Consider the following 22507-nt stretch of genomic DNA (forward strand, 5'->3'; position numbering starts at 1 on the left):
CGCGAGTGGGCGTGCCATAGTGCTGTAGATGAAGTACGCACTGGTCATCTGGCACGGTGAGGAACACTCGGAATCGCCCCAGGAGATCCATGCGTGGCCGGAGCACGAGGCCTGGTTCGCCGACCTCGAGGCCCGCGGGGTCTACCGGGGCGGCAACCGCCTGCGGCCGGCGGCCACCACGAAGGTGCGGGTGCGCGACGGTGAGACGCTGATCTCGGACGGCCCGTACGCGGAGACCAAGGACCTGATCGGCGGGTTCCTCGTGGTCGAGTGCGAGCATCTGGACGAGGCGATCGAGATCGCGGCGGGACACCCGTTCGCCGCGTTCGGCACCATCGAGGTGCGGCCGGTGTGGGAGTGACCGATGCGGCCGGGTCGGCGGTGGCCGAGGCGTTCGCCGCGGAGTGGGGACAGGTCGTCGCGACACTGATCCGGGTGACCGGTGACTGGGACCTGGCCGAGGACTGCGCCGCCGACGCGTTCACGACGGCCCTCGATCGGTGGCGGCACGACGGAATTCCCGACAACCCGGGCGCTTGGCTCACCACGACGGCGCGTAACCGGGCCATGGACCTGCTCCGGCGCGAAGCCGTCGGCACCGCCAAGCTGCGCCAGGCCGCCGTGCTGGCCCGCGCCGCCGAGCAGCCGGGGGAGCCGGACGAGGTGCCCGACGACCGGCTCCGGCTGATCTTCACCTGCTGCCATCCGGCGCTGCCGTTCGACGCGCGGGTCGCGCTGACGCTGCGGACGCTGGCCGGGCTGACGACGGCGGAGATCGCGCGGGCGTTCCTGGTGGCGGAGCCGACCATGTACCAGCGGCTGACCAGGGCGAAGAAGAAGATCCGCGAAGCGGGCATCCCCTACCGGGTCCCGCCCGCGCATCTGCTGCCCGGCCGCCTGCGGGCCGTGCTCGCGGTGCTCTACCTGCTGTTCAACGAGGGGTACGCGGCCAGCGCCGGCGCCCGTCTCGTCCGGCAGGACCTCGGCGCCGAGGCGATCCGGCTGGCCCGCCTGCTCGTACGGCTGCTGCCCGAGCCGGAGGCGCGAAGCCTGCTCGCGCTGATGCTGCTGCACGACGCGCGGCGGGCGACCCGGGTCGACGAGGCGGGCGTCCTGGTCACGCTGGAACGCCAGGATCGATCGCTCTGGGACAGATCCAAGATCACGGAGGGGCTTCGGCTGCTGCCCGGCACCCCCGGCCCGTACCAGCTCCAGGCGGCGATCGCGGCCCGCCACGCGACGGCCCCGAGCGTCGAGGCGACCGACTGGCCGGAGATCGTCCGGCTTTACGATGACCTGCTGGAGCTGGTGCCCGCACCCGTCGTCCGGCTCAACCGCGCGGTCGCCGTCGCGATGGCCGACGGCCCCGAGGCCGGGCTCGTCCTGGTCGAGGAGCTCGCCGCCGCGGGCGAGCTCGCCGGCTACCACCTGCTCCCGGCCACGCGGGCCGACCTGCTGCGCAGGCAGGGCTCGTACGGGCGGGCGGCGCTGGCGTACCGTGAAGCGCTGGATCTGGCCCCGACCGACGCCGACCGCGCCTACCTGCGGGGGCGGCTGGAGGAGACCGAAGGTCTCAGGCCGGGAAGACCGGAGCGTGGCTGATCTTGAAGTTGACCGAGTTGGCGATGAAGCACATCTGGTGGGCGCGCTCGTGGAGCTCCAGCGCGCGTGCGGCCGTGGCGGGGTCGGCCAGGGTCGCCTCAGGCCGCAGCACGACCTCCTCGAACCGGCCGCCGCCGTCGGGCGACTCGACCATGGTGCCCTGAGGACGGTCGGTGTAGCCGGTCACCACGATCCCCTCGGCCGAGCACAGGTGCAGGAACCAGAGCATGTGACACTGCGACACCGCCGCCACCTGCAGCTCCTCCGGGTTCCACCGGGCCGGGTCGCCGCGGAAGGCCGGGTCGGAGGACCCCGCGATCACGTCCTTGCCCGGTGCGGAGACGTCATGGTTCCGCTTGTAGTCGCGGTAGCCGCTGGTGCCGGTGCCGGTGTTGCCGGTCCACGTCACCTGAACCTCGTACTGGTGCGTCCTGGCCATGGGGTCACGATCCTTTCTCGACGGTTGTGCCGTTGTTCGCCGCATCGACATCGGGTACGGCCAGCGCGGTGGCACGGGCGTGCCCGGCGGCGATCCGGCCGGCGCGTTCGGCTTCGCCGTCCGCGATCGCGCGGACCAGCAGCCGGTGCTCGGCCACGACGGCGTCGGGGCGCTGCGGGGGAGTGAGGGAGGCACGCGTGGAGACGACGATCTGGTCCCAGAGCCGGTCGAGCATCTCCAGCGCGATCGGGTTGGCCGCGAGCTCGGCGACCCGCCGGTGGAAGCGGCGGTTGAGCAGCATCGCCTGGTCGTAGTCGCCCGCCCTGGTGACCTCGGCCAGCAGCGTGTTGTCGCGGCCGAGGTCGGCCAGGTCGGCGGGGGCGATCCGCCCGGCCCGCTGCCGTGCTGCCGCGGTCTCGGCGGTGAGCGCCTCCAGCGAAGCCCGGACGGCGTAGGCATGGGCCAGCGCCTCGCCGCTGAGCGCCGCCACGATCACACCCCGCCCGGCGCTGCGAACCAGACCGTCGCCTTCCAACCGCCGCAACGCCTCCCGCACCGGGGTGCGGCTGACTTCCAGCGCGGCGCTGACGGACAACTCGGTGAGCCGTTCGCCAGCTGTGTACCCGCCGGTCACGATCCGCTCGCGCAGCCGCCGATACACGGACTCTGTCTGCATGCCACCTCCTGATTGCATGCACAGCATACATTGCATACAAACCTGGATGTCGCCGGGCCTGCCTTCGACGGCGGGCCAGGTAGAGCGCGGCTGCCCGTAGTCCCGCGCACGTGGCTTCCGGGCCGCGGTGGACGAGGTGGCGTGCGCGGGTCTTGTTCGGCGGGGTGAGTGCGTGACGGGTCGCGAAGAATTCGTCGCGTTCCGGGTGTCGAGAATGTGGCGGTGGCTTCGTCCCAGGTACATCAGTGGCCACGACCGGGGCCGCGTGACGAAGGAGAACCACCATGACGCTCAAGCGGATGGACAACATCGGCATCGTCGTCGACGACCTCGACGTGGTGATCGCGTTCTTCACGGAACTCGGCATGGAGCTGGAGGGCAAGGCGCTCATCGAGGGCCCGTGGGCGGCGCGGCTCGTCGGGCTCGACGACCAGCGGGTCGACATCGCGATGATGCGGACCCCGGACGGCCATGGGCGGATCGAGCTGGCGAAATACCACACGCCGGAGGCGATCGGCGGGGTGCCGCAGGAGGCTCCGGCGAACACGCTGGGCATTCGCCGCATCATGTTCGCGGTCGACGACATCGACGACGTCCTCGCCCGCCTGCGCACCCACGGCGCCGAACTCGTCGGCGAGGTGTCCCGGTACGAGGACAGCTACCGGCTCTGCTACCTCCGCGGCCCCGAGGGCATCGTCGTCGCACTGGCCGAGGAACTCGGCTGACGGCCCGGCGTACCGGCACATCCCGAGAACCACGACCGGAGGAAACGACCATGCGACCGAACGAGATCACCGAGGTGCTGAACCGGCCGATCAGCCAGGAGCTCCTGGCTCGCGACATGACCCGCCTGGCCTACGTCGCCCAGGACGGCACACCGCGTAACATCCCGATCATCTTCGCCTGGAACGGCTCGCAGATCGTCATGTGCACGCCGAAGAACGCCCTGAAGCTCCGGGCCCTGAGCGAGAACCCGATGGTCGCGCTGACGATCGACACCGAGGTGCACCCGCCCAAGATCTTGCTCATCCGGGGCCGGGCGGAGCTGGACTACGTCGACGGCATCCCGGACGAGTACCTCCAGACGACCAGCACCTACGAGATGACGCCCGAGCAGCGGGTCGTGTGGGAGGCGGAGGTGCGTTCGCTCTACCACGACGGCATGGTCCGGATCGTCGTGACCCCGACCTGGGCGAAACTGATCGACTTCGAGACGACGCTGCCGAGCCCGGTCGAGGAACTGATCCGGCAGCGGGAGGCGCGCCAGCGCGCGTGAACGTCGGAGAAAGTCCGCCAAGACGGTGTCGAGAACCCGCCCGCGGCTCCGTCCCCGGAGCGAACACGGCCACAATGGGCCCAGAACACACCAAGGAGAAACACGATGGCCAAGTACCTGCTGCTCAAGCACTACCGGGGCGCGCCGGCATCGGTCAACGACGTGCCGATGGAGCAGTGGACGCCGGAGGAGGTTTCGGCCCACGTGCAGTACATGCGTGACTTCGCCGCGCGGCTGGAGAGCACCGGCGAGTTCGTCGGCGAGCAGGCGCTCTCGCCGGAGGGCACGTTCGTCCGCTACGACGGTGAGGGGCGGCCGCCGGTCACTGACGGACCGTTCGCCGAGACCAAGGACCTGATCGCCGGCTGGATGGTGATCGACGTCGAGAGCTACGAGCGGGCGCTCGAACTGGCCGGCGAGCTGTCCGCGGCTCCGGGCGCGGGCGGCAAGCCGATCCACGAGTGGCTCGAGGTGCGCCCGTTCTACGGCGAGCCGTGCGTGGTAACCGAGTGAACGAGTCGCTGCTGCGGGAACTGGTGCCCGCGGTGATCGGTGTCCTCGTCCGTCGCGGAGCCGACTTCGCGGCGGCCGAGGACGCCGTGCAGGACGCCCTGGCCGAGGCCGTGCGCGTGTGGCAGGACGACCCGCCGCGAGACCCCAAGGGCTGGCTGGTCACCGTGGCCTGGCGCAAGTTCCTCGACGCCGCCCGCGCGGACACCTCACGGCGGCACCGCGAGGTACGCGTGGACGCCGAGCCCGCGCCCGGCCAGGGCGAGGCGGTGGACGACACGCTCCAGCTGTACTTCCTGTGCGCGCACCCGTCCCTGACACCCGCTTCGGCGGTGGCGCTCACGCTGCGCGCGGTCGGCGGCCTGACCACACGTCAGATCGCGCGGGCCTACCTCGTGCCGGAGGCGACCATGGCCCAGCGCATCAGCAGGGCCAAACGGACCGTCTCCGAGGTCCGGTTCAACCAGCCCGGTGACGTCGCCACCGTGCTGCGCGTGCTCTACCTGGTCTTCAACGAGGGCTACTCCGGCGACGTCGACCTCGCCGCCGAGGCGATCCGGCTCACCCGCCAGCTCGCGGCCAGGACCCACCACGAGGAGGTCGCGGGCCTGCTCGCGCTCATGCTGCTGCACCACGCCCGGCGCCCGGCACGGACCGGCGCCGGTGGCCGGCTCGTGCCGCTCGCCGAGCAGGACCGCTGCCTGTGGGACACCCGCCTGATCGCCGAGGGCGTCGACATCCTGCAGGCGGCCCTCGCCCGCGACCGCCTGGGCGAGTTCCAGGCTCAGGCCGCCATCGCCGCGTTGCACGCCGACGCCCGGACGGCGGGGGAGACCGACTGGGTGCAGATCGTCGAGTGGTACGACGAACTGGTGCGTCTCACCGACAGCCCGGTGGCCCGCCTCAACCGGGCCGTCGCGGTCGGCGAGGCCGACGGCCCGCGGGCCGGCCTGGCCGCCCTGGCCGGGCTCGACCCGGCGCTGCCCCGCCATACCGCCGTCCTGGCGTACCTGCACGAGCGTGACGGTGACGCGGCGACCGCGGCGCGGCTCTACGCCGATGCCGCCCGGTCGGCGCCCAGCCTCCCCGAACGCGAGCACCTCACGCGACAGGCCGCCCGCCTCAACGCGCGACTGCGCGGTTGAACGGCGGGCGCCGGGCATTCTCTTTTCAGGCGCGCGGTTCCCAGCGAAACAACCGCACGGCCAGCCCGATCGAGACCGCGGCCGTGACGAGGGCGACCGCCGCCGCGGGCAGCACTTCAGCCACCAGGTGCGACTCGCCCCACGCGGCCCGCGTCAGGTGCGCCAACGCGCCCCCCGGGATGGCCAGCCCGATCCAGTCGACCTGGCCGGACGGCCGGTCGATGACCCAGATCGTGCTGCCGATCAACGACAGCATGAACGGCATCGTCGTGACCTGGGCCATCTCAGGAGACGAGGTGAAGGCCGCCGTCAGGAACGCCACCGCCGCACAGGTCACGGAGCCGATCACCAGGGCGAGGACCAAGGTCCACGGGCGTTCCGGCCACTGCCCGCGATAGACGCCGGAGACTCCCGTCAGCAACCCGGCCTGCACGATCACCACCACGAACAGCGGCGCCGCCAGCCCCGTCACGATGCTCATCGTGGACGCCCTCGAGGTTCGCAGGCGCTTCAGGTAGAGCCCTTGCCGCCTGGCCGTCAGGGTGGTTGTCGCCGTGCAGTACACGGTGAATGCCAGCAACGTCGCGATCTGCACCATCGCCCGCACCGGCGGCGGCATGTCGCCGTCGGACCCCCCGAACGCGAACACGGCCCCGAACGCCAGCGGGACCAGCAGCGCGATGGCGGCCACGAGCTTGTTGCGCAGAATGAGCCGCAGTTCTGTGGCCGCGATGACCAGCCAGGGCGCCCTCATCGTGTCTCCTCCTGGCTGCTGATCGCCGCGAAGACCTCGGCCAGGGAGGCCTCGGTGACGCGCAGGCGACCGAGTGCCACACGTTGGCGCCGCGCCCAGTCGAGCAGCCGGTCGAGGTCGGCCTGCGGTTCGTGTGTGAGCACGTTCAGCTCGTCGCCCAGGACGGTCGGCCGGCCCGTCAGCCGGGGCAGTTCCCGCCCGGCTCCGCCCGGCAGCACGCAGCGGATGCGGGCGGGGTAGCCGGCGATCACCTCGGCCTGGGTGCCCGACACGACCACCGTGCCTCCGCTCATGATCGCGACGCGGTCGGCCAAGGCTTCGGCCTCCTCCAGGTAGTGGGTGGTGAGCAGGATGCTGCGGCCCTCGTCGAGCAGATCGCGCAGGACGTTCCAGGCGCGTTCGCGTGAAGCGGGGTCCAGGCCGGTGGTGGGCTCGTCGAGGAACAGCAGCGACGGGCCGGTCGAGATGGCCAGCGCCAGGTCCAGCCGCCGCCGCTCGCCGCCCGACAGGCGTTTGACCTGGATGTCCCTGTGGCGGTCCAGGTCCACGACCGCCAGCGGATCGGCGGGGCCGGAACGTCCCGCATGCAGCTTTTGCCACATGCGCAGGGTCTCGGTGACGGTCAGCTCGTCGGCCAGACCGGCCTGCTGGAGCATCGCCGACACCTCTCCGGCCAGGTGACGGCGCTCGCGGTAGGGGTCCTTTCCGAGCACCCGCACCTCCCCGGCGCTCGGCCGGCGGTGGCCGCCCAGCGTCTCCAGGGTGCTGGTCTTGCCCGCTCCGTTGGTGCCGAGGAGCGCCAGGAGTTCGCCCTGGCGTACCTGGAGGTCTATGCCGTCGACGGCGGTGAAGCCGCCGTAGACGACCCGGAGCCCCCGGACGTCCACGGCGAGGGTGTCGTCCCCGGTGGTTGGTGTTCGCATGACCTCAGCGTCGGCCGGGCGCGGCCGGTGCGTGTAGTGCCGGACGACCACGTGACCACAACCGGATGTCCTGATTTTTCGTGACACATGTCATGCCGCCTACCAGGCACAATACGAGACATGAGTGCTCCATCACTGACCGGTCTACGGTGGTTCACCCAGGTCACGTTGGTCAGCGGGGTGCCGCTCCTGTGGGTGTTCGCCGTGGTGATGCTGGGCGTGTCCCATGGGTGGGGACCGCTGACGTTCGCGCTAGCCGCCGGTGGCGGGGCGGTGGCCGGGCTGGCGGGGCTGCTGCTCGTACGTGCGGTCCTCGGCGCCGCCGTCACCTCTGGGGAGCGGATGGCGACCGGCGTGGCGGGCGTCATGGCGCTGGCCGGTGTCGGCGCCGCCGCCGGGTGGGCGAGCACCAACGACCTGCTGGCCGCGGGCGGGATCGCCGGACTCGTGTGCTCGGGCGCCGGGCTGCGGGCGCGGGAGGGGCGGCGGCTTCCGGCCACCGTTCTCGCCCTGGTGGCGGTGGCCGCGGTGGCCGCCGCGGCGGGCGCGCCGCGGGGAGACTTCTTCTCCTTCGTCCTGCCCGCCCTGATCCTGCCGCCCGCGATCTGTCTCGTCGTGGTGGCGCAGACCTGGACCTACGAGGTGGCCAGGCGGCTGGAATCGGCCCGGTCCGTGGCCGGTGAGCTGGCCGTGGCCGAGGAACGGGTCCGTTTCGCCGCCGACCTTCACGACATTCAGGGACATCATCTGCAGGTCATCGCGCTCAAGAGCGAACTGGCCGCGCGGCTGGGGCCCAGCCGTACCGGAGAGGCGACCGCGCTCATGCGGGAGGTCCGTCAGCTCGCGCACGACGCGCTCGCCGACACCAAGGCCGTGGTGGGCGGGTATCGGCGGGTTTCGCTCCGCACCGAACTCGCCAACGCCGGCAAGGTGCTCACCGCCGCCGGCGTCCTCGCCGAGACGCACGTCACCGCGACGGTCGCCGGTACGGCGGAGCCGCTGCTCGGCCTGGTGGTCCGCGAGGCCACGACCAACATCCTGCGCCACTCGACGGCGTCGGCCGTACGCCTGTCGCTGACCACCTCGGACGGCACGACCTTCCTGACCGTCACCAACGACGGCGTCGACCGCCCCCACGGACTTTCCGGCGACGCCGCCCGGCAGGCGCCGGGAGAGGCGGGCAGCGGGCTGCGGGTGCTGGCTGAGCGGCTGGAGCAGGTCGGTGGACGGCTGAGCTGGAAAAACACCGGCGATCGCTTCACCGTGACCGCGACGCTGGCCGCCGCATGATCCGCGTGCTCGTCGCCGACGACGAGGCCCTCATCCGCGGCGCGCTGGTGGCGCTGCTCGGCCTCGAACCCGACCTGTCCGTGGTCGCCGAGGCGGACACCAGCACCGGCGCCGTGACCGCCGCCGCGCTCAGCAGGCCCCACATCGCGGTGCTGGACCTGGAGATGCCCCCGGCCGACGGACTGGTCGCCGCCGAACGCATCCTGCGCGAGCCGGCGACCGACGGCGAGCCGGCCACCCGGATCGTCCTGGTCACCCGGCACGCCCGGCCCGGAGTGCTGCGACGCGCCCTGGCCGCCGGGGTGAAGGCGTTCGTCCCCAAAACCACCCCGGCGGAACGCCTGGCCGAGATCATCCGCGAGGTCCACGCGGGCCGGCGCTACGTGGACCCGGAGATCGCCGCCTCCGCCCTGACCGAGAACGACTGCCCCCTGACCGCCCGCGAGCTCGAGGTACTGCGGGCGGCCCGCTCCGGCCACTCCATCGACTGGATAGCGGGACAGGTACACCTGGCGCCGGGAACGGTCCGGAACTACCTCTCGTCGGCCATGGGCAAGATCGGCGTTTCCAGCAGGCACGCGGCGGCCCGGAGGGCCTGGGAACAGGGATGGATCTAGCCGCGGGATGTATCAGCGGGACGTGCTCGCCCTCCGGGTAGGTGAGGGACGGGGGTCAGGAATGCTGGAGATCAAGCTGTTGGGACACCATCGTTCGGTCGACCGGGGAGAAGGCACCGCGAAAGGCGGCCGCCTGCGGCTACAGCCGGTCGCGGCCAGCCTGCTCGCCTACCTGGTGCTCCGGCGGGAGCGACCTCAGCCGCGTGACGTGGTGGCCGCGGCGTTCTGGGGTGAGCTGTCCACGGCCGAGGCCAGGCGGCGGCTGAACACCGCGCTCTGGCGGCTGCGCAGGGTGATCGAGCCCGCCCACGTGGCGCGGGGCACGTACCTGCTGGTCGAGCCGACGGGGGCGATGTCGTTCAACGGCCGCAGCGACGCCCGCGTGGACGTCGCCAGGTTCGAGGCCGCGGTCACCCCCGCGCTCGGGCCGGGGCGGGTGTCGGGGGCCGACGCCGAGCGGCTGAAGGGCGCGGTCGGCCTGTACGTCGGCGACCTGCTCGAAGGCGCCGACGACGACTGGGTCGTCCTGGAGCGCGAACGGCTGCGCGAGCTGTACCTGCGGGCCCTGGCCAGGCTCCTCACCTGGTACCGGGGCAGCGGCGATCTCGACACGGCGCTCACGTTCGGCCAGGCCATCCTCGACACCGAGCCGCTGCGCGAGGACGTGCACCGCGCCATGATCGAGATGCACGCCGAGGCGGGCCGCCGCGCGCAGGCGCTGGGCCAGTACGAGATCTGCAGGCGGCTGCTCTCCGACGAGCTGGGCGTGGACCCCCTGCCGGAGACGACGGCCGCCGCGGCCCGCATCGCCGCGGGCGCGCCCGCCGCCTGGATACCGGGGCAGGAGCACGCGCTGCGGCTGCTGGGGCAGCTCGAACGCGCGGAAGCCGAACTGCGTGGCCTCGCCGACGTGCTGGGACGCGCCGCCGACGAACTGCGCGCGCTCACCCCGCACCCGGCCGGGTGACGGCCCTGCCCAAGAGGAAAAGGCATGTCGCCTGAAGGGTGGCCGGCGGTGGAGGGAAGCCTCGGACAAGGCACACACGCGTTCCTGCTCCGCGTGTTCGTGGAGGCCCGCGAGGTCCCCGGCGCCGCCCCCCGGCTGGTGGCCTGGGTCCAGGACCTGCGTACGGGGGAGGGCCGCCACCTGCGGACCGTGGCCGACATCGAGGACTTCATCCGCCGGACGCTGCACGACTCCGGCGTGGACGTCTCCGGCTGGTGGCCCGCGTGATCGACGCCTTCGGCGCGAGCGGGTGGCTTCGTGACACGGGCCCGGTCACATCTCCTGGCCGGACAGGTCCATGATCGGGCGCACCTCCACGGTGGAGGTGCGGGCGCCGGGCACCCGGGCGGCGATCTCGGCGGCCCGGTGCCCCGAGTCGCAGTCGACCACCAGGTAGCCGGACAACTGCTCCTCCAGCGCGGCCCCGCGCGCCACGCGCACGGTCACGGTGTTCACCGGATCGGCCAGCACCCCGCCCGCGACCAGCTCGCCGGGCTCGGTCACCTCGTCCGCCAGGTCCGGCCGTTCCGCGCCTTCCGGGCCGCTGTAGATCAGGATCAGGTACTTCATCAAGGGCTCCCCTCGGATCACCGGCTTCGTCCAGAAGTCGAAACCCCGGGGACTTTTTCGACATCGCCCGTCTCAGAGACTGGAAAGGCTTGCATGGACATGCAGTGGTGTGTATATATTTTTGCTCGTGTCCAAGGTTCTCACCTCCCTGCCAGTCGGCGAAAGAGTCGGGATCGCCTTTTCAGGCGGCCTCGACACCTCAGTAGCGGTCGCGTGGATGCGCGACAAGGGTGCAATCCCATGCACGTACACCGCTGACGTCGGCCAGGCCGACGAGCCCGACATCGCGTCGGTCCCCGGCCGCGCCACCGCCTACGGCGCCGAGATCGCCCGCCTGGTCGACTGCCGCGAGACGCTCGTCGAGGAAGGGCTCGCGGCGCTCGCGTGCGGCGCGTTCCACATCCGCTCCGGCGGGCGCACGTACTTCAACACCACCCCGCTCGGCCGGGCCGTCACCGGCACGCTGCTGGTGCGCGCCATGCTCGAGGACGGCGTGCAGATCTGGGGCGACGGCTCCACCTTCAAGGGCAACGACATCGAGCGGTTCTACCGGTACGGCCTGCTCGCCAACCCCTCCCTGCGCATCTACAAGCCCTGGCTGGACGCCGACTTCGTGCACGAGCTCGGCGGCCGCAAGGAGATGTCGGAGTGGCTGGTCGCGCACGCGCTGCCGTACCGCGACAGCACGGAGAAGGCGTACTCCACGGACGCCAACATCTGGGGCGCCACCCACGAGGCGAAGTCGCTCGAACACCTCGACACCGGCATCGAGATCGTTGACCCGATCATGGGCGTGCGCTTCTGGGACGCCGCCGTCGAGATCGCCGCCGAGGAGGTGACGATCGGCTTCCAGCAGGGCCGGCCGGTGTCCATCAACGGCAAGGAGTTCGCCTCCTCGGTCGACCTGGTGCTGGAGGCCAACACCATCGGCGGCCGGCACGGCCTGGGCATGTCGGACCAGATCGAGAACCGGGTCATCGAGGCCAAGAGCCGCGGCATCTACGAGGCGCCCGGCATGGCGCTGCTGCACGCGGCCTACGAGCGGCTGGTCAACGCGATCCACAACGAGGACACCCTCGCCGCCTACCACAACGACGGCCGCCGGCTGGGCCGGCTGCTGTATGAGGGCCGCTGGCTGGACCCGCAGGCGCTGATGCTGCGCGAGGCGCTGCAGCGCTGGGTGGGCACCGCCATCACCGGCGAGGTCACGCTGCGGCTGCGGCGCGGCGAGGACTACACCGTCCTCAACACCGCGGGCCCGGCCTTCAGCTACCACCCGGACAAGCTGTCGATGGAACGCGTCGAGGAGCCCGCCTTCGGCCCGGTCGACCGGATCGGCCAGCTGACCATGCGCAACCTCGACATCGCCGACTCGCGCGCCAAGCTGGAGCAGTACGCCAGGCTCGGCATGGTCGGCAGCGCGCATCCGACGCTGATCGGCGCCACGCAGACGGCGGCCAGCGGGCTGATCGGCGCGATGCCCGAGGGCGGCGCCGACGTGATCGCCGCCCGCCCCGAGGGCCCCGACGCCGACGAGCTGCTCGACAACGCCGCCATGGAGGTCGGCACCGACTGACGGTCAGTCGAGGTCGCGCACCTGGCTGACGGCTTGTTCGCGGGTGAGGCCGCTCCCGTCGGCGTACTCCTTGCCGAAGGCGGCCTCGCCCAGCTCCGCCCGCAGCCGCGCCGTCAGCGCGATCACGTCGGGATGGTGGGCGGCGGGCAGGCCGCGCAGCTGCTCGGTGGCGCCCAGCACGCGCGCCGCGCGGGCGGGCTCGCCCCTGGCCGCCCACAGCGCGGCCGCGGCCACCCCGATCGTGGCCAGCACCGGCATGTCCTTGACCGACAGCGCCTGCTCGACCGCGCCACGCACCCGCCGGGCGGCGTCGTCGACGTCGCCGAGCGCCGCCGACAGGTGGGCCCGCTGCGCCAGGATCAGCGCGTGGAACTGCGGTGCGACCACCGGCAGCCGCTCGATCGTGCGCGAGGAGATCGCGTACCGGCGGGCCGCCTCGGTCAGGTCGCCCTCGCGTCTGGCCAGGTCGCCGAGCTCCAGCTGGGCGAAGGCCACGCTGCTGGTGTTCCAGCCGCGCGGCGGCTCGGCCGCCAGCGCCTCCAGCTCGGCCCGTCCGCGCGCGGCGTCGCCCTGCAGGATGCGGGCGCCGGCCAGCCAGACCCGCTGGTGGCCGGTGGTGTTGGCCGAATCGAGGGCGCGGATCAGCTCGATCGCGGTCTCCAGCGCCGTCACCGCCCGATCGAAGTCACCCAGCAGCACGTGCGAGCCCGCCAGAATCGTCAGCGCCTGTGAACGTGCCCAGTGCTCGCCGAGCGCCGCCAGTTCGGCCTCGGCCACCAGCAGGTCGGCGCGCATGCCGAGGGAGTCGCCGCGGTTCTCCAGCAGCGCGCCCCTGGCCATGCGCAGGACCGCCCGGGTCCACGGGTCGGGGTGGTCCAGATTGCGCTCCACCGCCGCCAGCCCGAGCGCGTCGTCGTCGGTGAACAGGCCGAGCGCCGGCTCGATCAGCGCCAGCAGCGGGTGGTCGTCGCCGGGGTCGATCGCGTCGATCAGCTCCTGGACGCCCTCCACGGCCGCGCCGGGGCTGTTCGGCGCGCCGCCGAACGCGCTGTTGGTCAGGAAGACGGCCGTGGCGATGGCACGGGCTCGCACCGGCGCCGGACCGGGCACCGCCAGCGCCGTCTTCAGCCAGCCGACCGAATCGCTGTTGTTGCCCCACGTCATCCAGAACTGGCCCAGGGCCGCGGCCAGCCGTACCGCGGTGTCGGCGTCGTCGCGGGCGGCGGCGTGGTGCAGCGCGGCGAGCAGGTTGTCGTGCTCGCCGATCAGCCGGTTGATCCACTCGCGCTGGCCGCCGCCGCGCAGGTGCGGCTCCGCGGTCTCGGCCAGGCGCAGGAAGTACGCGGCGTGCGCGTCCCGAGCCGCCTCCGCACCACCGCCGGTGGCCAGGCGCTCCAGGGCGAACTCCCTGATCGTCTCCAGCATCCGGTAGCGCCCGCCCGGCGCCTGCTGCAGCAACGACTTGTCCACCAGGGCGGCCAGGGCGTCCAGCGAGGCGCCAACGCAGCCCGCCGCACCGGCGTCGAACGTGCCGGCGAACACCGACAGCCGCTCGGCCAGCGCCCGCTCGCCGTCCTCGGCGAGGTCCCAGCTCCACGCCACGACCGCGCGCAGCGTCTGGTGCCTGGGCAACGAGGTACGGCTGCCGCCGGTCAGCAGCGCGAAGCGGTCGTCGAGCCGCTCGGCCACCTGGCTCAGGGTCAGCGAGCGCAGCCGGGCCGCGGCCAGCTCGATGGCCAGCGGCAGCCCGTCGAGGCGGCGGCAGATCTCGGTCACCTGTGGTCCGGGCTCGAACGACGGGTCCGCCGCGGCCGCCCGCTCCTCGAACAGCCGCACCGCCAGGTCGAGCGGCAGTGGCCCGACCGGGGAGAGCGCCTCGCCGGCGATGCCCAGCGGCTCCCGGCTCGTGGCCAGGACGGTCAGCTCGGGGCAGCGGCCGAGCAGGTCGCCGGCCAGCCGGGCGGCGGCGTCGACGAGGTGCTCGCAGTTGTCCAGCACGAGCAGCACGGGGCCGCCGGACAGCGCCTCGGCCAGCCGTCCCATGGTGTCGCCCGGCGGCCGCCGGGGTGGCATCGCGCCCAGCACGCCCTGCACGGCCTGCGCCACGTCGCCCGGATCGCTGACCGCGGCCAGCTCCACCAGCCACACCCTCTCGCGTACGTCGTCCGCGGTCGTGGCGTCCGGGTCGAGGACGAGGGCGGCGACCGTGGCGGCCAGGCGGGTCTTGCCCGCGCCGCCCGGCCCGACGAGGGTGACCAGGCGGTGGCCGCGCAGCTGACCGAGGATGCGGTCGATCTCGGTGGTGCGGCCGACGAAGCTGGTCAGCGGGGTGCGCAGGTTGGTGCGCGGGGGTGGGGGCGGGGCGGCGCGCAGCAGGTCCAGGTGCAGGGCCCGCAGATCGGGGCCGGGGTCGGCGCCCAGCTCGCCGGCCAGTGCGCGGCGCAGGTGTTCGTAGGCGGCCAGGGCCTCGGCGGTGCGGCCCTCGGCGTGCAGGGCGCGGATGTGAAGGGCGTGCAGGCGTTCGCGCAGGGGGTGCCGGACGGTGAGCTCGCTGAGGCGCGCCACCAGCCCCGCCGCCCCGTGACGATCGGCTTCGGCGAGGTCGTCTCCCCGGGTGAGGAGGGTGAGGTCGGCTTCGGCGAGGTCTTCGAGTGCCGACAGGCGCGATTCCTCCAGGCGGGCGGCGTGGCCGGTGGCGAAGGGCGCGGCGGTGACGTCCGCGAGCGCCGGTCCGCGCCACAAGCCCAGGGCCCGGCGCAGCAGGGTCGCGGACGCGGCGGGGTCGGGGGTGGCGGCGGCCCGCCGTACCAGCTGCTCGAACTCGGCGGCGTCGGTCACGGCCGTCAGACGGTAACCACCGGGGACCGACTCCAGCGCCGACGGCGACGGCAGCGCGCGGCGCAGGCGGGAGACGAGCGACTGCACGGCGTTGGCCGGATCGGCGGGAACGGCGCCCGGCCACAGGGCGTCGGTGAGCTCTTCGAGCGTGACGGCACGGCCGCCGGCCAGGGCCAGGCGGACCAGCAGCCATCGCAGCCGGGGCCCGCCGATGGTGGCGGACCCGGCCGCGAGCGGGCCGAGGATCGCTATGCGCACCCGGTCAAGCGTGCCACTCGCCGGCGCCGCCCGGGATCGGCGGCCCCTGCTCGTACGGCTCGCGCGTCAGGATGAAGGTGTTGAGGTCGAGGTGGCCGGCCTCCACCCGCAGGGTCTCGCCGGCGTAGTAGCCGTCGAGGCCGAGCCAGGTGCCGTCGGGCTGGGGGACGAAGCGCGAGCCGCGGCTGGAGTTGGCGACGGCGTTCAGCGACAGCTTGCCGTCGGGCAGCACCCGCAGGTGGAAAGGGGTCGGGCCCCAGTGCCACAGCCCGGTCACCGCCAGCAGCGCGGGGTCGGTGGCGACCGGCCGCCACTCCTCGGGCAGGCGCGGCTCGTGCTCGTCGAGGATGGCCAGCAGCTCGTTGAGCAGCTGGTAGCGCACGCCGGAGGTGGTGTTGGCCAGGAACAGCACGCCGGTGCCCGCGTTCGCGTCGGCCCACACGCCGGCCAGGAAGCCGGGCATGGAGCCGCCGTGCCCGCTCAGGCGGCGGCCGTCGATCCGGGCCAGTTGCAGGCCGAGCCCGAACCCGGCCACCCACGCGTCGCCGTCGGCCACCACGGCGGTCTCGGCCATCTCGGCCAGCGTCTCCCGCGACAGCACGCCGTCGCTCCGGCCGCCCAGGAACGCCGCCCACCTGGCCAGGTCCGCGGCGGTGGACCACAGCTGGCCGGCGGGCCCCATCGCTCCGTGGTCGTGCTCGGGCTCCTCCAGCAGCACGTCGGCCCACGGGTGGACGGCGAAGCCGGTGGCGTGCGGGGCCGCCGGGCGCAGGGTGGTGCGGGTCATGCCGAGCGGCTCCAGCACCTCCCGGCGCAGCGCCTCGTACCAGGTCATGCCGCGGTGCTTGGCGATCAGCCGGCCGAGCAGCGCGTAGCCGACGTTGGAGTAGTGGAAGGTGCGGCCGGGGCGGTGCTTGGCCTCGGCCGGGCCGATCCGGGCGAACAGGTCCTCGGCGGTGAGGCCGGGTGTGCGCTCCCACCACGCGGTCGGCGGTTCGGCCGTCAGGCCGCCGGTGTGCGAGAGCAACTGGGCGATCGTCACCTCGTCGAACGGCGTGCCCGGCACGTGCCCGCCGATCGGGTCGAGCAGGCTCAGCACGCCCTCGTCACGCAGCCGCATGACCAGGGCGGCGACCATGCTCTTGGTGATCGAGCCGAGCCGGTACTGGGTGTCGGCCGTCGGCGCGGCGCCCTCGACCTGCCCGCGGGCGCCGAACCAGGCCATCTCTCCGTCGCGGACGATCGCCGCCGCGAGCGACGGGACCCGGCACTCACTCTGCTCGACGGCGAGCCTGCGCAGCAGGGCCCGCGCCGTCGTCTCCTCAACCTGACTCATGGCAGACCAGGGTATCCGTCAGGGGATGGGGATCAGTTCGGGGCCGATCAGCTCCCCTTGGTGCGGCTGCGGGTGGGCCTGGTCGTGGTAGTAGTGGCCGGCGTACCAGATGACGAGGTTGGCGCCGTTGATGGATTCGCCGTTGACGAAGCGGTTGAGCATGGCGCGGTTGCGGGGGTCGGGGTCGCCGTCGTAGAGCTCGCCCGGGTGGTGGCGCAGGAACCACAGGTCGGAGATGCCGAAGGCGTCGGCGGTGCCGTCGAAGGGGCCGGGGTGCAGTTGCAGGCCGCGGCCGGAGGACTTGTCGCGCACCTGCCAGTACAGGGCGGGGTGGCGGCGCTTGCGGGAGGTCTCGCGGATGATCGGCACCGGTTCGGGGATGATCGAGCCGCTGTCGTTGATCTGCTCGACGACGTCGTTCTCGGCGCCGTCGAGGTCGAAGTCGAAGCGCCAGTACGCGTGGTGGCGGTGGACCTTGCAGGTCATCGGGTTGCGGGTGGCGGCGAAGCCGAAACGGGGCCTGATGGCGCCGTCGTCGCCCAGGCGCCAGTCGGAGGCGTAGCGGTACCAGCCGGCGGCCAGTTCGCTGACGATGCGCAACTGCTCGCCGTCGTGGTGGAAGGCGACGCCCTGGAAGTTGCCGGCGTCGGTGGAGGGACGCTCGATGATGGTGCGCGGCGCGGCGGTGCACAGGCGCCAGCCCCAGCCGACCGGGTCGCTGCCGGTGGCCGAGAAGCGGGTCTCGAAGCTGACTCCGTCGCGGAAGGTCGTGCCCTCCTCGTACTCGACGTTGAGGATGGGCAGGTGGGCCTGGCGCAGCAGCAGGCGGCCCTTGTAGCGGACGTTGCGCAGTTCGACGCCGGATCCGGCTCCGTCCTGGGGTGAGGAGGCGCGCGGCCGTACGACGATGAGGTTCCACAGCTCGCTCTCGCCGCGCACCACGCGCACCCGCACCTGGTCGGGGCCGCCGCGGTCGGCGAGCGCGCCGACCTCCTCCGGGACGGTGTCCTCGCAGTCGTGGTGCATCCGCACGTTGATGCCGGCCGGGGTCCAGTCGACGGTGCGGGCGTGGACGTCGACGGCGACGATGCGGTGGCGAAGGCCGGTGGGGTCGCTCGGGGTGTAGAGGCCGAGGGCGGGGCGGCGGGTGGTGGTGCCGTCGGGGTTGTCCAGGTCGGCCAGGGGCGGCATGGGGCGGTAGACCACGACGTCCTCGCCCGCGGGGAAGGCCGGGTGGGCGCGCAGGACGGCGGCGGCCGCGGCGAGTTCTTCCCTGCTGGGCTCGGGGCGGGCGGCGGTGGGCGTGACCTCGGTGTGGCCGAGCCGGTCGAGGGTGCCGCTGAGCTCCAGGCCGCGGTTGCCGACCGGGTCGAAGACGGTGGCGCGGAAGGGCGCGTCGTCTCCCGGGTCGTGGCCGAGGGCCTCGGCGCCGCTGACGAGCAGGCGGCCGGGTTCGGCCACCTCCAGCTCGGCCAGGATCTCGGGATGCTCGGCCACGATCTGGCGGACACGCTCAGCCGACAGGCCGGGGCGCGCAACGGCCTCGATGATGACGCGAACCTCATCGCTCATGGACTCTCCCCGTCGAAGATGAGAAATCTCCCCGAGGTGTTCATACCGCCCCGGCCGTCGCGCCGGAAGGCCCATCAGCCGGTGGTCACCACGATCTTGCCGAACCGGGTTCCGGACTCCATGTGACGGTGCGCGGCCACGATCTCCTCCAGCGGGAAGACGCGGTCGACGACCGGGCGGAAGGCGCCGGCGCGCAGGCCCGCGCCGACGAAGGCGATGGCCCTGGCGAGCCGGCGCGGGTCCCTGGTCGTCTCCATCATCGTGTACGTACGCAGGTTCAGGGCGGGCATGCCCAGGTCGAAGCCCGGGTAGGGCGTGGGCAGGCCGCTCAGCGCGCCGTACAGGAAGTGGGTGCCGCCGGGGGCGACGGCTCTGGCCAGGTCGGTGACGCCGGGGCCGGCGACGGCGTCGAAGACGTACTCGGCGCCGCGGCCGGCGGTCAGCTCCAGCACGCGCCCGGCCACGTCCTGCTCGGAGACGATCACCTCGGCCGCGCCCTCCTCGATGAGCCGCTCCCGCTTGGCGCCGGTGCGGGTCACGGCGACGGGGACGGCGCCCACGCGCAGCGCGGTGTGGATCGCGGCCAGCCCGACGCTGCTGGACGCCGCGTTGATCACCACCGTGTCCCCGGCCCGCAGGCCGCCCACCTCGACCAGCGCGCCGTAGGCGGTGACGTAGGGCATCCAGACGGCCGCGCCGGAGATCGCGTCCACGTCCGCGGGGCGGTGCACCAGCGCCGCGGCGGGCACGATGGCCCGTTCGGCGTAGACGCCGTAGTCGTTGGCGGAGAAGGCGGGCACCACGCTGACCGCCTGCCCGGCGGCGAACCCCGCCGCGTGCGGCCCGGCTGGTGGCCCGACCGCCTCGATCACCCCTGCGGCCTCGGCCCCGAGCCGCGCGGGCAGTTCCTTGACCGGCTCGATGTAGTGGCCGCCGCGGAACAACGCCTCCGCCCGGTTGACGCCGATCGCCTCCACCCGCAGGAGCACCTCGCCGGGCCCCGGCTCCCCGGGATCGACGTCCTCCAGCCGCATCACCTCGGGGCCGCCGATCTCGTGGAAACGCACCGTTCTCGTCATGGCCACCACTGTGGAACAGAAGTACGATGGCTGTCAAACTTCGATGTCTGTCGTACTATGGGGCCATGGCCCGCACCCCGCCCCACCCCGACACCTTCGACCTCCAGCAGGTGCTCGAAGCCCTCGTCGATCCGGTACGGCGCAGCATCGTCACCCAGCTCGACGCCTCCGGCCAGGACATCAAATGCGGCGCGTTCGACATCCCGGTCAGCAAGTCCACCGCCACCCACCACTTCAACGTGCTGCGCGAGGCGGGCCTGATCCGGCAGTACTACGTCGGCACCTCGCGCATGAACACCCTGCGCAGGGCCGAGCTCGACGACGCCTTCCCCGGCCTGATCGACGCCCTCATCACCCGCCCCGCCGGACGCTGACGGCGTCGAAGGCGTCCAGGATCAGCCCGGCCGCATCGATGCGCCGGCCGCCGTCCGGGCGTGGCCACACGTGCCCGGCGCCGCCGATCGTGTACAGCCGCAGGCTCGCCCGGTGACGGCAGTCCTTCCAGGTGCGCAGCCGTACGCCGGTCCTGACCTTGGAGGTGGCGGGCTCGGCGCAGCCCATGATGCGCGCCCACCGCCGGGCGGCGCCTTCCACCGAGGCCAGCCGTACCAGCTTGGCCAGGGTCCGCAGCCGCGAGGGCGCCCGCGAGAACGGATGCCCGCCCCGGTAGGGGACGGTGCCGTCGCCGGTGCCGTGGAAGGCCACGATCGTGGTGGGCGCCGCCTCCTCGCAGGGCGGCACGATGGTGAGCCCGCCCACCGGCGCGACGGCGGCCAGCCGGCCCTTCATCGCGCAGACCAGCGCCATGGCCATCCCGGCGCCGTAGCTCATGCCGGCGGCGAACTGCCGGTCCTTGTCCGCGCATCCCGAGGCGACGAGCTTGTCGAGCAGCGCGGTCAGGAAGCCGGTGTCGTCGGGGCCGTAGTAGCCGGGCAGCGTCCAGGCCATGCGGTAGCGGGCCACCTGCGGGGTGACCACCGCGTACCCGCGCGCGGCGCCGGCCTCGGGCAGGCGGCTCTTCTCCGCCTGGCGGCCGGCGTTGGAGCCGAGGCCGTGCAGGTTCAGCACCATCGGCCAGGGGCCCTTGCCCTTGCCGGGTAGTGACAGCAGGTAGGTGCGTTCCTCGCCGGCGAAGCGCAGGCTGTGCCGTCCCGGCTTCAGCACGCACTCGGCCTTGGCGGTGGGGGCGGGCGGGGCGGGGCTGCTCGTGCAGGCAGCCGTCAGGAGTACGGCCGGCAGCGCGCAGAGGACCCGTCTCACCATCCACCGATCATCACACGGCTTTCAGGTGGCGAACCGGGGATCCTGCCTGCCGCCGTAGATGACCGTCATCGTGAAGCGCACCGGCTCGGCGCCCGGGTTGGCGTAGACGTGCGGCCGGTCCCCGCGCATCCGCAGCGCGTCGCCGGGCCCGAGCGAGAACGCCGCTCCGCCCACCGTCACCGCCAGCTCTCCCGTGTTGACGTGCAGAAGCTCGCCGGTGCCCTCGGGGTGGCCGGGGGAGCGCACCTCCTCGCCCGGCGCGATGAGGAAGTCCCACAACTCGGCCCGCCCGTCGTTGATGAGCAGCCGCGCCCGCCCGCCGGCTCCGGCGGGGCGGATCGCCACCTCCGCGGCGCGCACCACGTGGCCCAGTTCCTCCGGCGGCTCGACGAGGCGGCCGACGGAGACGCCCAGCGTGGAGCAGATCCGGGCGAGGGTGGCGATGCTCGGATTGGTCCGGCCGGTCTCGATCTGCTGGAGCATGCCGCGGCTGACCCCCGAACGTGCGGCCAGGTCCTCCAGCCGCCAGCCGCGGGCCTGCCGGGCCGCGCGGAGGTTGGCGGCGAGCGCGCGGCTGATCGGCTCTGCGGGATCCATGTACACACTATATTGCGTCTATGGCGCAATATAGTGCATCTGTTCGCCGGTTACTCGTGTCGGGGCTGGTCGACTATCTGGGCGCCGGGTTGTTCCTGGCCTTCTCCGTCGTGTACTTCACCCAGCTCGTCGGCCTGACCATCGCCCAGGTCGGGCTCGGTATGGGGGCGGCCGGATGCGTGGCCATGGCCGCTGCGACGCCGCTCGGACGGCTGGCCGACCGGGTCGGGGTACGCCGCATGCTGGTGGCGCTGCACCTGGTGCGGGCCGGCGGCACCGCCGCGTACGCGGTCGTGGGGGAGTTCGGGGGCTTCGTGGCCGCCGTGACCGTGGTCACCGTGGCCGACCAGGCGATCGCGGCGCTGACCCAGGCGTTCGTGGGGGAACTGGCCGATGAGGAACAGCGGGGGCGCGTCATGGCCGCCTATCGCGCGATCGCCAACATCGGGATCAGCATCGGCGGGCCGCTCGGCGGGCTGCTGACCGGAGCCTCCGGACGCTCGGCCTTTCAGGTGACGTTGCTGGTCAACGCGCTGGCGTACCTGCTGACCGCGCTGCTGGTCCGCACGATCGGCCGGCGCGGCACCCCCGCGCCCGCCCCCGCGCCCGCCCCCGTCCGGCGCTCGCTCGCCCTGCGCGACCGCCGGCTGCTGGCCTTCGCCGGCATCGACACCGTGCTGCAGTTGTGGCTGCCGATACTGAACCTGGGTTTCCCGCTGTGGCTGATCGCCGACGGGCAGGTGCCACGAGCCTGGATCGGGCCGCTGTACGCGATCAACACGGTGCTGGGCGTGGCGCTCATGGTGCCTTCCGCCCGGTTCACCGCCTCGGTCAAGGCGGCCAGGCGCTGCCAGGTGGCGGGCGCCGTCGCGCTGGCGGCCGCCTGCCTGGCGTTCTGGGCGTCCTGGTTCCCGGTGGCGATCGTGGTGCTGACGGTCGGCGAGATCGCGGTGGTGGCCGCGGCCTGGACCCTGTCGTACGCGCTGGCCCCCGGCGAACGCCGCGCGGAGTACCTCGCGGCGTTCGGCATGGGCCGCTCGTTCGGCCGCTATGTGCTCGGCCCGCTCCTGGTCACCGGCTTGCTGCAGGCCGTGGGCGGGCTGACGTGGGCGATCCTGGCCGCGCTCTTCTGCGTGGCCGCTCTGGCCACGCTCGTGCCGGGCGACCCCGGCACGTGAGC

24 protein-coding genes are annotated in these 22507 nt (G+C 72.9%); 13 read left to right on the forward strand and 11 right to left on the reverse strand.

Going from position 1 to position 22507, the window contains the following annotated elements:
* Nucleotides 1–28: 28 nt before the first annotated feature.
* Both ACIBI5_RS34805 and ACIBI5_RS34810 read left to right on the forward strand, forming a co-directional pair.
* Complete coding sequence (locus ACIBI5_RS34805) at nt 29–361, forward strand: YciI family protein (RefSeq protein ID WP_397252961.1); 333 nt, start codon at nt 29–31, stop codon at nt 359–361.
* On the forward strand, nt 352–1602 hold the full coding sequence (locus ACIBI5_RS34810; protein WP_397252962.1) for an RNA polymerase sigma factor: 1251 nt from the start codon (nt 352–354) through the stop codon (nt 1600–1602). The genes ACIBI5_RS34805 and ACIBI5_RS34810 overlap by 10 nt, the downstream gene beginning before the upstream one ends.
* Here the strand turns inward: ACIBI5_RS34810 and ACIBI5_RS34815 are convergent.
* Together ACIBI5_RS34815 and ACIBI5_RS34820 are read right to left on the reverse strand one after the other, a co-directional pair.
* Complete coding sequence (locus ACIBI5_RS34815; RefSeq protein ID WP_397252963.1) at nt 1574–2041, reverse strand: OsmC family protein; 468 nt, start codon at nt 2039–2041, stop codon at nt 1574–1576. The genes ACIBI5_RS34810 and ACIBI5_RS34815 overlap by 29 nt on opposite strands.
* Before the next feature lie 4 nt (nt 2042–2045).
* The gene (locus tag ACIBI5_RS34820; protein WP_397252964.1) at nt 2046–2717 is read right to left on the reverse strand and encodes a GntR family transcriptional regulator; all 672 of its coding nucleotides are present in this window, start codon (nt 2715–2717) and stop codon (nt 2046–2048) included.
* Between the two features lie 299 nt (nt 2718–3016).
* On the opposite strand from ACIBI5_RS34820, the gene ACIBI5_RS34825 reads away from it, so the two are divergent.
* The 4 genes from ACIBI5_RS34825 (at nt 3017) to ACIBI5_RS34840 (ending at nt 5648) form a co-directional block, all read left to right on the forward strand.
* Nucleotides 3017–3442, forward strand: a complete 426-nt coding sequence (locus tag ACIBI5_RS34825; RefSeq protein WP_397253263.1) for a VOC family protein — start codon at nt 3017–3019, stop codon at nt 3440–3442.
* Nucleotides 3443–3492: 50 nt separating this feature from the next.
* A complete protein-coding gene (locus tag ACIBI5_RS34830; RefSeq protein WP_397252965.1) occupies nt 3493–3993 on the forward strand; it encodes a pyridoxamine 5'-phosphate oxidase family protein in 501 nt (166 codons plus the stop codon).
* A gap of 105 nt (nt 3994–4098) precedes the next feature.
* Complete coding sequence (locus ACIBI5_RS34835) at nt 4099–4506, forward strand: YciI family protein (RefSeq protein WP_397252966.1); 408 nt, start codon at nt 4099–4101, stop codon at nt 4504–4506.
* Nucleotides 4503–5648: an RNA polymerase sigma factor gene (locus ACIBI5_RS34840; RefSeq protein ID WP_397252967.1), complete on the forward strand. Its 1146-nt coding sequence runs from the start codon at nt 4503–4505 to the stop codon at nt 5646–5648. The genes ACIBI5_RS34835 and ACIBI5_RS34840 overlap by 4 nt, the downstream gene beginning before the upstream one ends.
* A gap of 25 nt (nt 5649–5673) precedes the next feature.
* On the opposite strand, the gene ACIBI5_RS34845 is transcribed toward ACIBI5_RS34840, so the two are convergent.
* Both ACIBI5_RS34845 and ACIBI5_RS34850 read right to left on the reverse strand, forming a co-directional pair.
* Nucleotides 5674–6402, reverse strand: a complete 729-nt coding sequence (locus ACIBI5_RS34845) for an ABC transporter permease (protein ID WP_397252968.1) — start codon at nt 6400–6402, stop codon at nt 5674–5676.
* Nucleotides 6399–7325 carry an ABC transporter ATP-binding protein gene (locus ACIBI5_RS34850; protein ID WP_397252969.1) on the reverse strand — a complete coding sequence of 309 codons (927 nt, stop codon included), beginning with the start codon at nt 7323–7325 and terminating at the stop codon, nt 6399–6401. Before ACIBI5_RS34850 ends, ACIBI5_RS34845 begins: the two co-directional genes overlap by 4 nt.
* A 120-nt stretch (nt 7326–7445) precedes the next feature.
* Between ACIBI5_RS34850 and ACIBI5_RS34855 the strand changes: the two genes are divergently transcribed.
* From ACIBI5_RS34855 to ACIBI5_RS34870, 4 genes are all read left to right on the forward strand, one after another.
* The gene (locus tag ACIBI5_RS34855; RefSeq protein ID WP_397252970.1) at nt 7446–8615 is read left to right on the forward strand and encodes a sensor histidine kinase; all 1170 of its coding nucleotides are present in this window, start codon (nt 7446–7448) and stop codon (nt 8613–8615) included.
* Nucleotides 8612–9232, forward strand: coding sequence for a DNA-binding response regulator (locus tag ACIBI5_RS34860; protein WP_397252971.1), 621 nt, complete (start codon nt 8612–8614; stop codon nt 9230–9232). The genes ACIBI5_RS34855 and ACIBI5_RS34860 overlap by 4 nt, the downstream gene beginning before the upstream one ends.
* Before the next feature lie 61 nt (nt 9233–9293).
* On the forward strand, nt 9294–10199 hold the full coding sequence (locus ACIBI5_RS34865; protein ID WP_397252972.1) for a BTAD domain-containing putative transcriptional regulator: 906 nt from the start codon (nt 9294–9296) through the stop codon (nt 10197–10199).
* 48 nt (nt 10200–10247) lie between these two features.
* Nucleotides 10248–10466: a hypothetical protein gene (locus tag ACIBI5_RS34870; RefSeq protein WP_397252973.1), complete on the forward strand. Its 219-nt coding sequence runs from the start codon at nt 10248–10250 to the stop codon at nt 10464–10466.
* Between the two features lie 45 nt (nt 10467–10511).
* Here ACIBI5_RS34870 and ACIBI5_RS34875 read toward each other — a convergent pair whose 3' ends face one another.
* The gene (locus ACIBI5_RS34875) at nt 10512–10808 is read right to left on the reverse strand and encodes a YciI family protein (RefSeq protein WP_397252974.1); all 297 of its coding nucleotides are present in this window, start codon (nt 10806–10808) and stop codon (nt 10512–10514) included.
* Nucleotides 10809–10935: 127 nt separating this feature from the next.
* On the opposite strand from ACIBI5_RS34875, the gene argG reads away from it, so the two are divergent.
* Nucleotides 10936–12384: an argininosuccinate synthase gene (gene argG, locus ACIBI5_RS34880; protein ID WP_397252975.1), complete on the forward strand. Its 1449-nt coding sequence runs from the start codon at nt 10936–10938 to the stop codon at nt 12382–12384.
* 3 nt (nt 12385–12387) lie between these two features.
* On the opposite strand, the gene ACIBI5_RS34885 is transcribed toward argG, so the two are convergent.
* The 4 genes from ACIBI5_RS34885 to ACIBI5_RS34900 form a co-directional block, all read right to left on the reverse strand.
* Nucleotides 12388–15480: a BTAD domain-containing putative transcriptional regulator gene (locus ACIBI5_RS34885; protein WP_397252976.1), complete on the reverse strand. Its 3093-nt coding sequence runs from the start codon at nt 15478–15480 to the stop codon at nt 12388–12390.
* Between the two features lie 4 nt (nt 15481–15484).
* Complete coding sequence (locus tag ACIBI5_RS34890; RefSeq protein WP_397252977.1) at nt 15485–16816, reverse strand: serine hydrolase domain-containing protein; 1332 nt, start codon at nt 16814–16816, stop codon at nt 15485–15487.
* A gap of 18 nt (nt 16817–16834) precedes the next feature.
* A complete protein-coding gene (locus tag ACIBI5_RS34895) occupies nt 16835–18388 on the reverse strand; it encodes a hypothetical protein (protein WP_397252978.1) in 1554 nt (517 codons plus the stop codon).
* Between the two features lie 74 nt (nt 18389–18462).
* Nucleotides 18463–19467 (reverse strand): zinc-dependent alcohol dehydrogenase family protein, encoded by a 1005-nt coding sequence (locus tag ACIBI5_RS34900; RefSeq protein WP_397252979.1) that lies wholly within the window; start codon nt 19465–19467, stop codon nt 18463–18465.
* 65 nt (nt 19468–19532) lie between these two features.
* Between ACIBI5_RS34900 and ACIBI5_RS34905 the strand changes: the two genes are divergently transcribed.
* Nucleotides 19533–19841 (forward strand): ArsR/SmtB family transcription factor, encoded by a 309-nt coding sequence (locus tag ACIBI5_RS34905; RefSeq protein ID WP_397252980.1) that lies wholly within the window; start codon nt 19533–19535, stop codon nt 19839–19841.
* On the opposite strand, the gene ACIBI5_RS34910 is transcribed toward ACIBI5_RS34905, so the two are convergent.
* Together ACIBI5_RS34910 and ACIBI5_RS34915 are read right to left on the reverse strand one after the other, a co-directional pair.
* Nucleotides 19819–20730 carry an alpha/beta hydrolase family esterase gene (locus ACIBI5_RS34910; RefSeq protein ID WP_397252981.1) on the reverse strand — a complete coding sequence of 304 codons (912 nt, stop codon included), beginning with the start codon at nt 20728–20730 and terminating at the stop codon, nt 19819–19821. The two genes, ACIBI5_RS34905 and ACIBI5_RS34910, sit on opposite strands and share 23 nt — an antisense overlap.
* A gap of 21 nt (nt 20731–20751) precedes the next feature.
* Nucleotides 20752–21327, reverse strand: a complete 576-nt coding sequence (locus ACIBI5_RS34915) for a helix-turn-helix domain-containing protein (RefSeq protein WP_397252982.1) — start codon at nt 21325–21327, stop codon at nt 20752–20754.
* 20 nt (nt 21328–21347) lie between these two features.
* Here ACIBI5_RS34915 and ACIBI5_RS34920 point away from each other — a divergent pair, with 20 nt between their 5' ends.
* Nucleotides 21348–22505, forward strand: coding sequence for an MFS transporter (locus tag ACIBI5_RS34920; RefSeq protein WP_397252983.1), 1158 nt, complete (start codon nt 21348–21350; stop codon nt 22503–22505).
* Nucleotides 22506–22507: the final 2 nt, after the last annotated feature.

It is taken from the genome of Nonomuraea sp. NPDC050540, from assembly GCF_044457485.1.
Classification (GTDB): domain Bacteria; phylum Actinomycetota; class Actinomycetes; order Streptosporangiales; family Streptosporangiaceae; genus Nonomuraea.

What these genes read in the sequence shown, in the direction of transcription:
- ACIBI5_RS34835 (WP_397252966.1), top strand. Translation starts at nt 4,099, where the DNA reads ATGGCCAAGTACCTGCTGCTCAAGCACTACCGGGGCGCGCCGGCATCG.
- ACIBI5_RS34890 (WP_397252977.1), bottom strand. Translation starts at nt 16,816, where the DNA reads ATGAGTCAGGTTGAGGAGACGACGGCGCGGGCCCTGCTGCGCAGGCTC.
- ACIBI5_RS34875 (WP_397252974.1), bottom strand. Translation starts at nt 10,808, where the DNA reads ATGAAGTACCTGATCCTGATCTACAGCGGCCCGGAAGGCGCGGAACGG.
- ACIBI5_RS34905 (WP_397252980.1), top strand. Translation starts at nt 19,533, where the DNA reads ATGGCCCGCACCCCGCCCCACCCCGACACCTTCGACCTCCAGCAGGTG.
- ACIBI5_RS34915 (WP_397252982.1), bottom strand. Translation starts at nt 21,327, where the DNA reads ATGGATCCCGCAGAGCCGATCAGCCGCGCGCTCGCCGCCAACCTCCGC.
- ACIBI5_RS34830 (WP_397252965.1), top strand. Translation starts at nt 3,493, where the DNA reads ATGCGACCGAACGAGATCACCGAGGTGCTGAACCGGCCGATCAGCCAG.
- ACIBI5_RS34825 (WP_397253263.1), top strand. Translation starts at nt 3,017, where the DNA reads ATGGACAACATCGGCATCGTCGTCGACGACCTCGACGTGGTGATCGCG.
- ACIBI5_RS34910 (WP_397252981.1), bottom strand. Translation starts at nt 20,730, where the DNA reads ATGGTGAGACGGGTCCTCTGCGCGCTGCCGGCCGTACTCCTGACGGCT.
- ACIBI5_RS34820 (WP_397252964.1), bottom strand. Translation starts at nt 2,717, where the DNA reads ATGCAGACAGAGTCCGTGTATCGGCGGCTGCGCGAGCGGATCGTGACC.
- ACIBI5_RS34900 (WP_397252979.1), bottom strand. Translation starts at nt 19,467, where the DNA reads ATGACGAGAACGGTGCGTTTCCACGAGATCGGCGGCCCCGAGGTGATG.
- ACIBI5_RS34845 (WP_397252968.1), bottom strand. Translation starts at nt 6,402, where the DNA reads ATGAGGGCGCCCTGGCTGGTCATCGCGGCCACAGAACTGCGGCTCATT.
- ACIBI5_RS34895 (WP_397252978.1), bottom strand. Translation starts at nt 18,388, where the DNA reads ATGAGCGATGAGGTTCGCGTCATCATCGAGGCCGTTGCGCGCCCCGGC.
- ACIBI5_RS34860 (WP_397252971.1), top strand. Translation starts at nt 8,612, where the DNA reads ATGATCCGCGTGCTCGTCGCCGACGACGAGGCCCTCATCCGCGGCGCG.
- ACIBI5_RS34805 (WP_397252961.1), top strand. Translation starts at nt 29, where the DNA reads ATGAAGTACGCACTGGTCATCTGGCACGGTGAGGAACACTCGGAATCG.
- ACIBI5_RS34865 (WP_397252972.1), top strand. Translation starts at nt 9,294, where the DNA reads ATGCTGGAGATCAAGCTGTTGGGACACCATCGTTCGGTCGACCGGGGA.
- ACIBI5_RS34920 (WP_397252983.1), top strand. Translation starts at nt 21,348, where the DNA reads ATGGCGCAATATAGTGCATCTGTTCGCCGGTTACTCGTGTCGGGGCTG.
- ACIBI5_RS34850 (WP_397252969.1), bottom strand. Translation starts at nt 7,325, where the DNA reads ATGCGAACACCAACCACCGGGGACGACACCCTCGCCGTGGACGTCCGG.
- ACIBI5_RS34855 (WP_397252970.1), top strand. Translation starts at nt 7,446, where the DNA reads ATGAGTGCTCCATCACTGACCGGTCTACGGTGGTTCACCCAGGTCACG.
- ACIBI5_RS34815 (WP_397252963.1), bottom strand. Translation starts at nt 2,041, where the DNA reads ATGGCCAGGACGCACCAGTACGAGGTTCAGGTGACGTGGACCGGCAAC.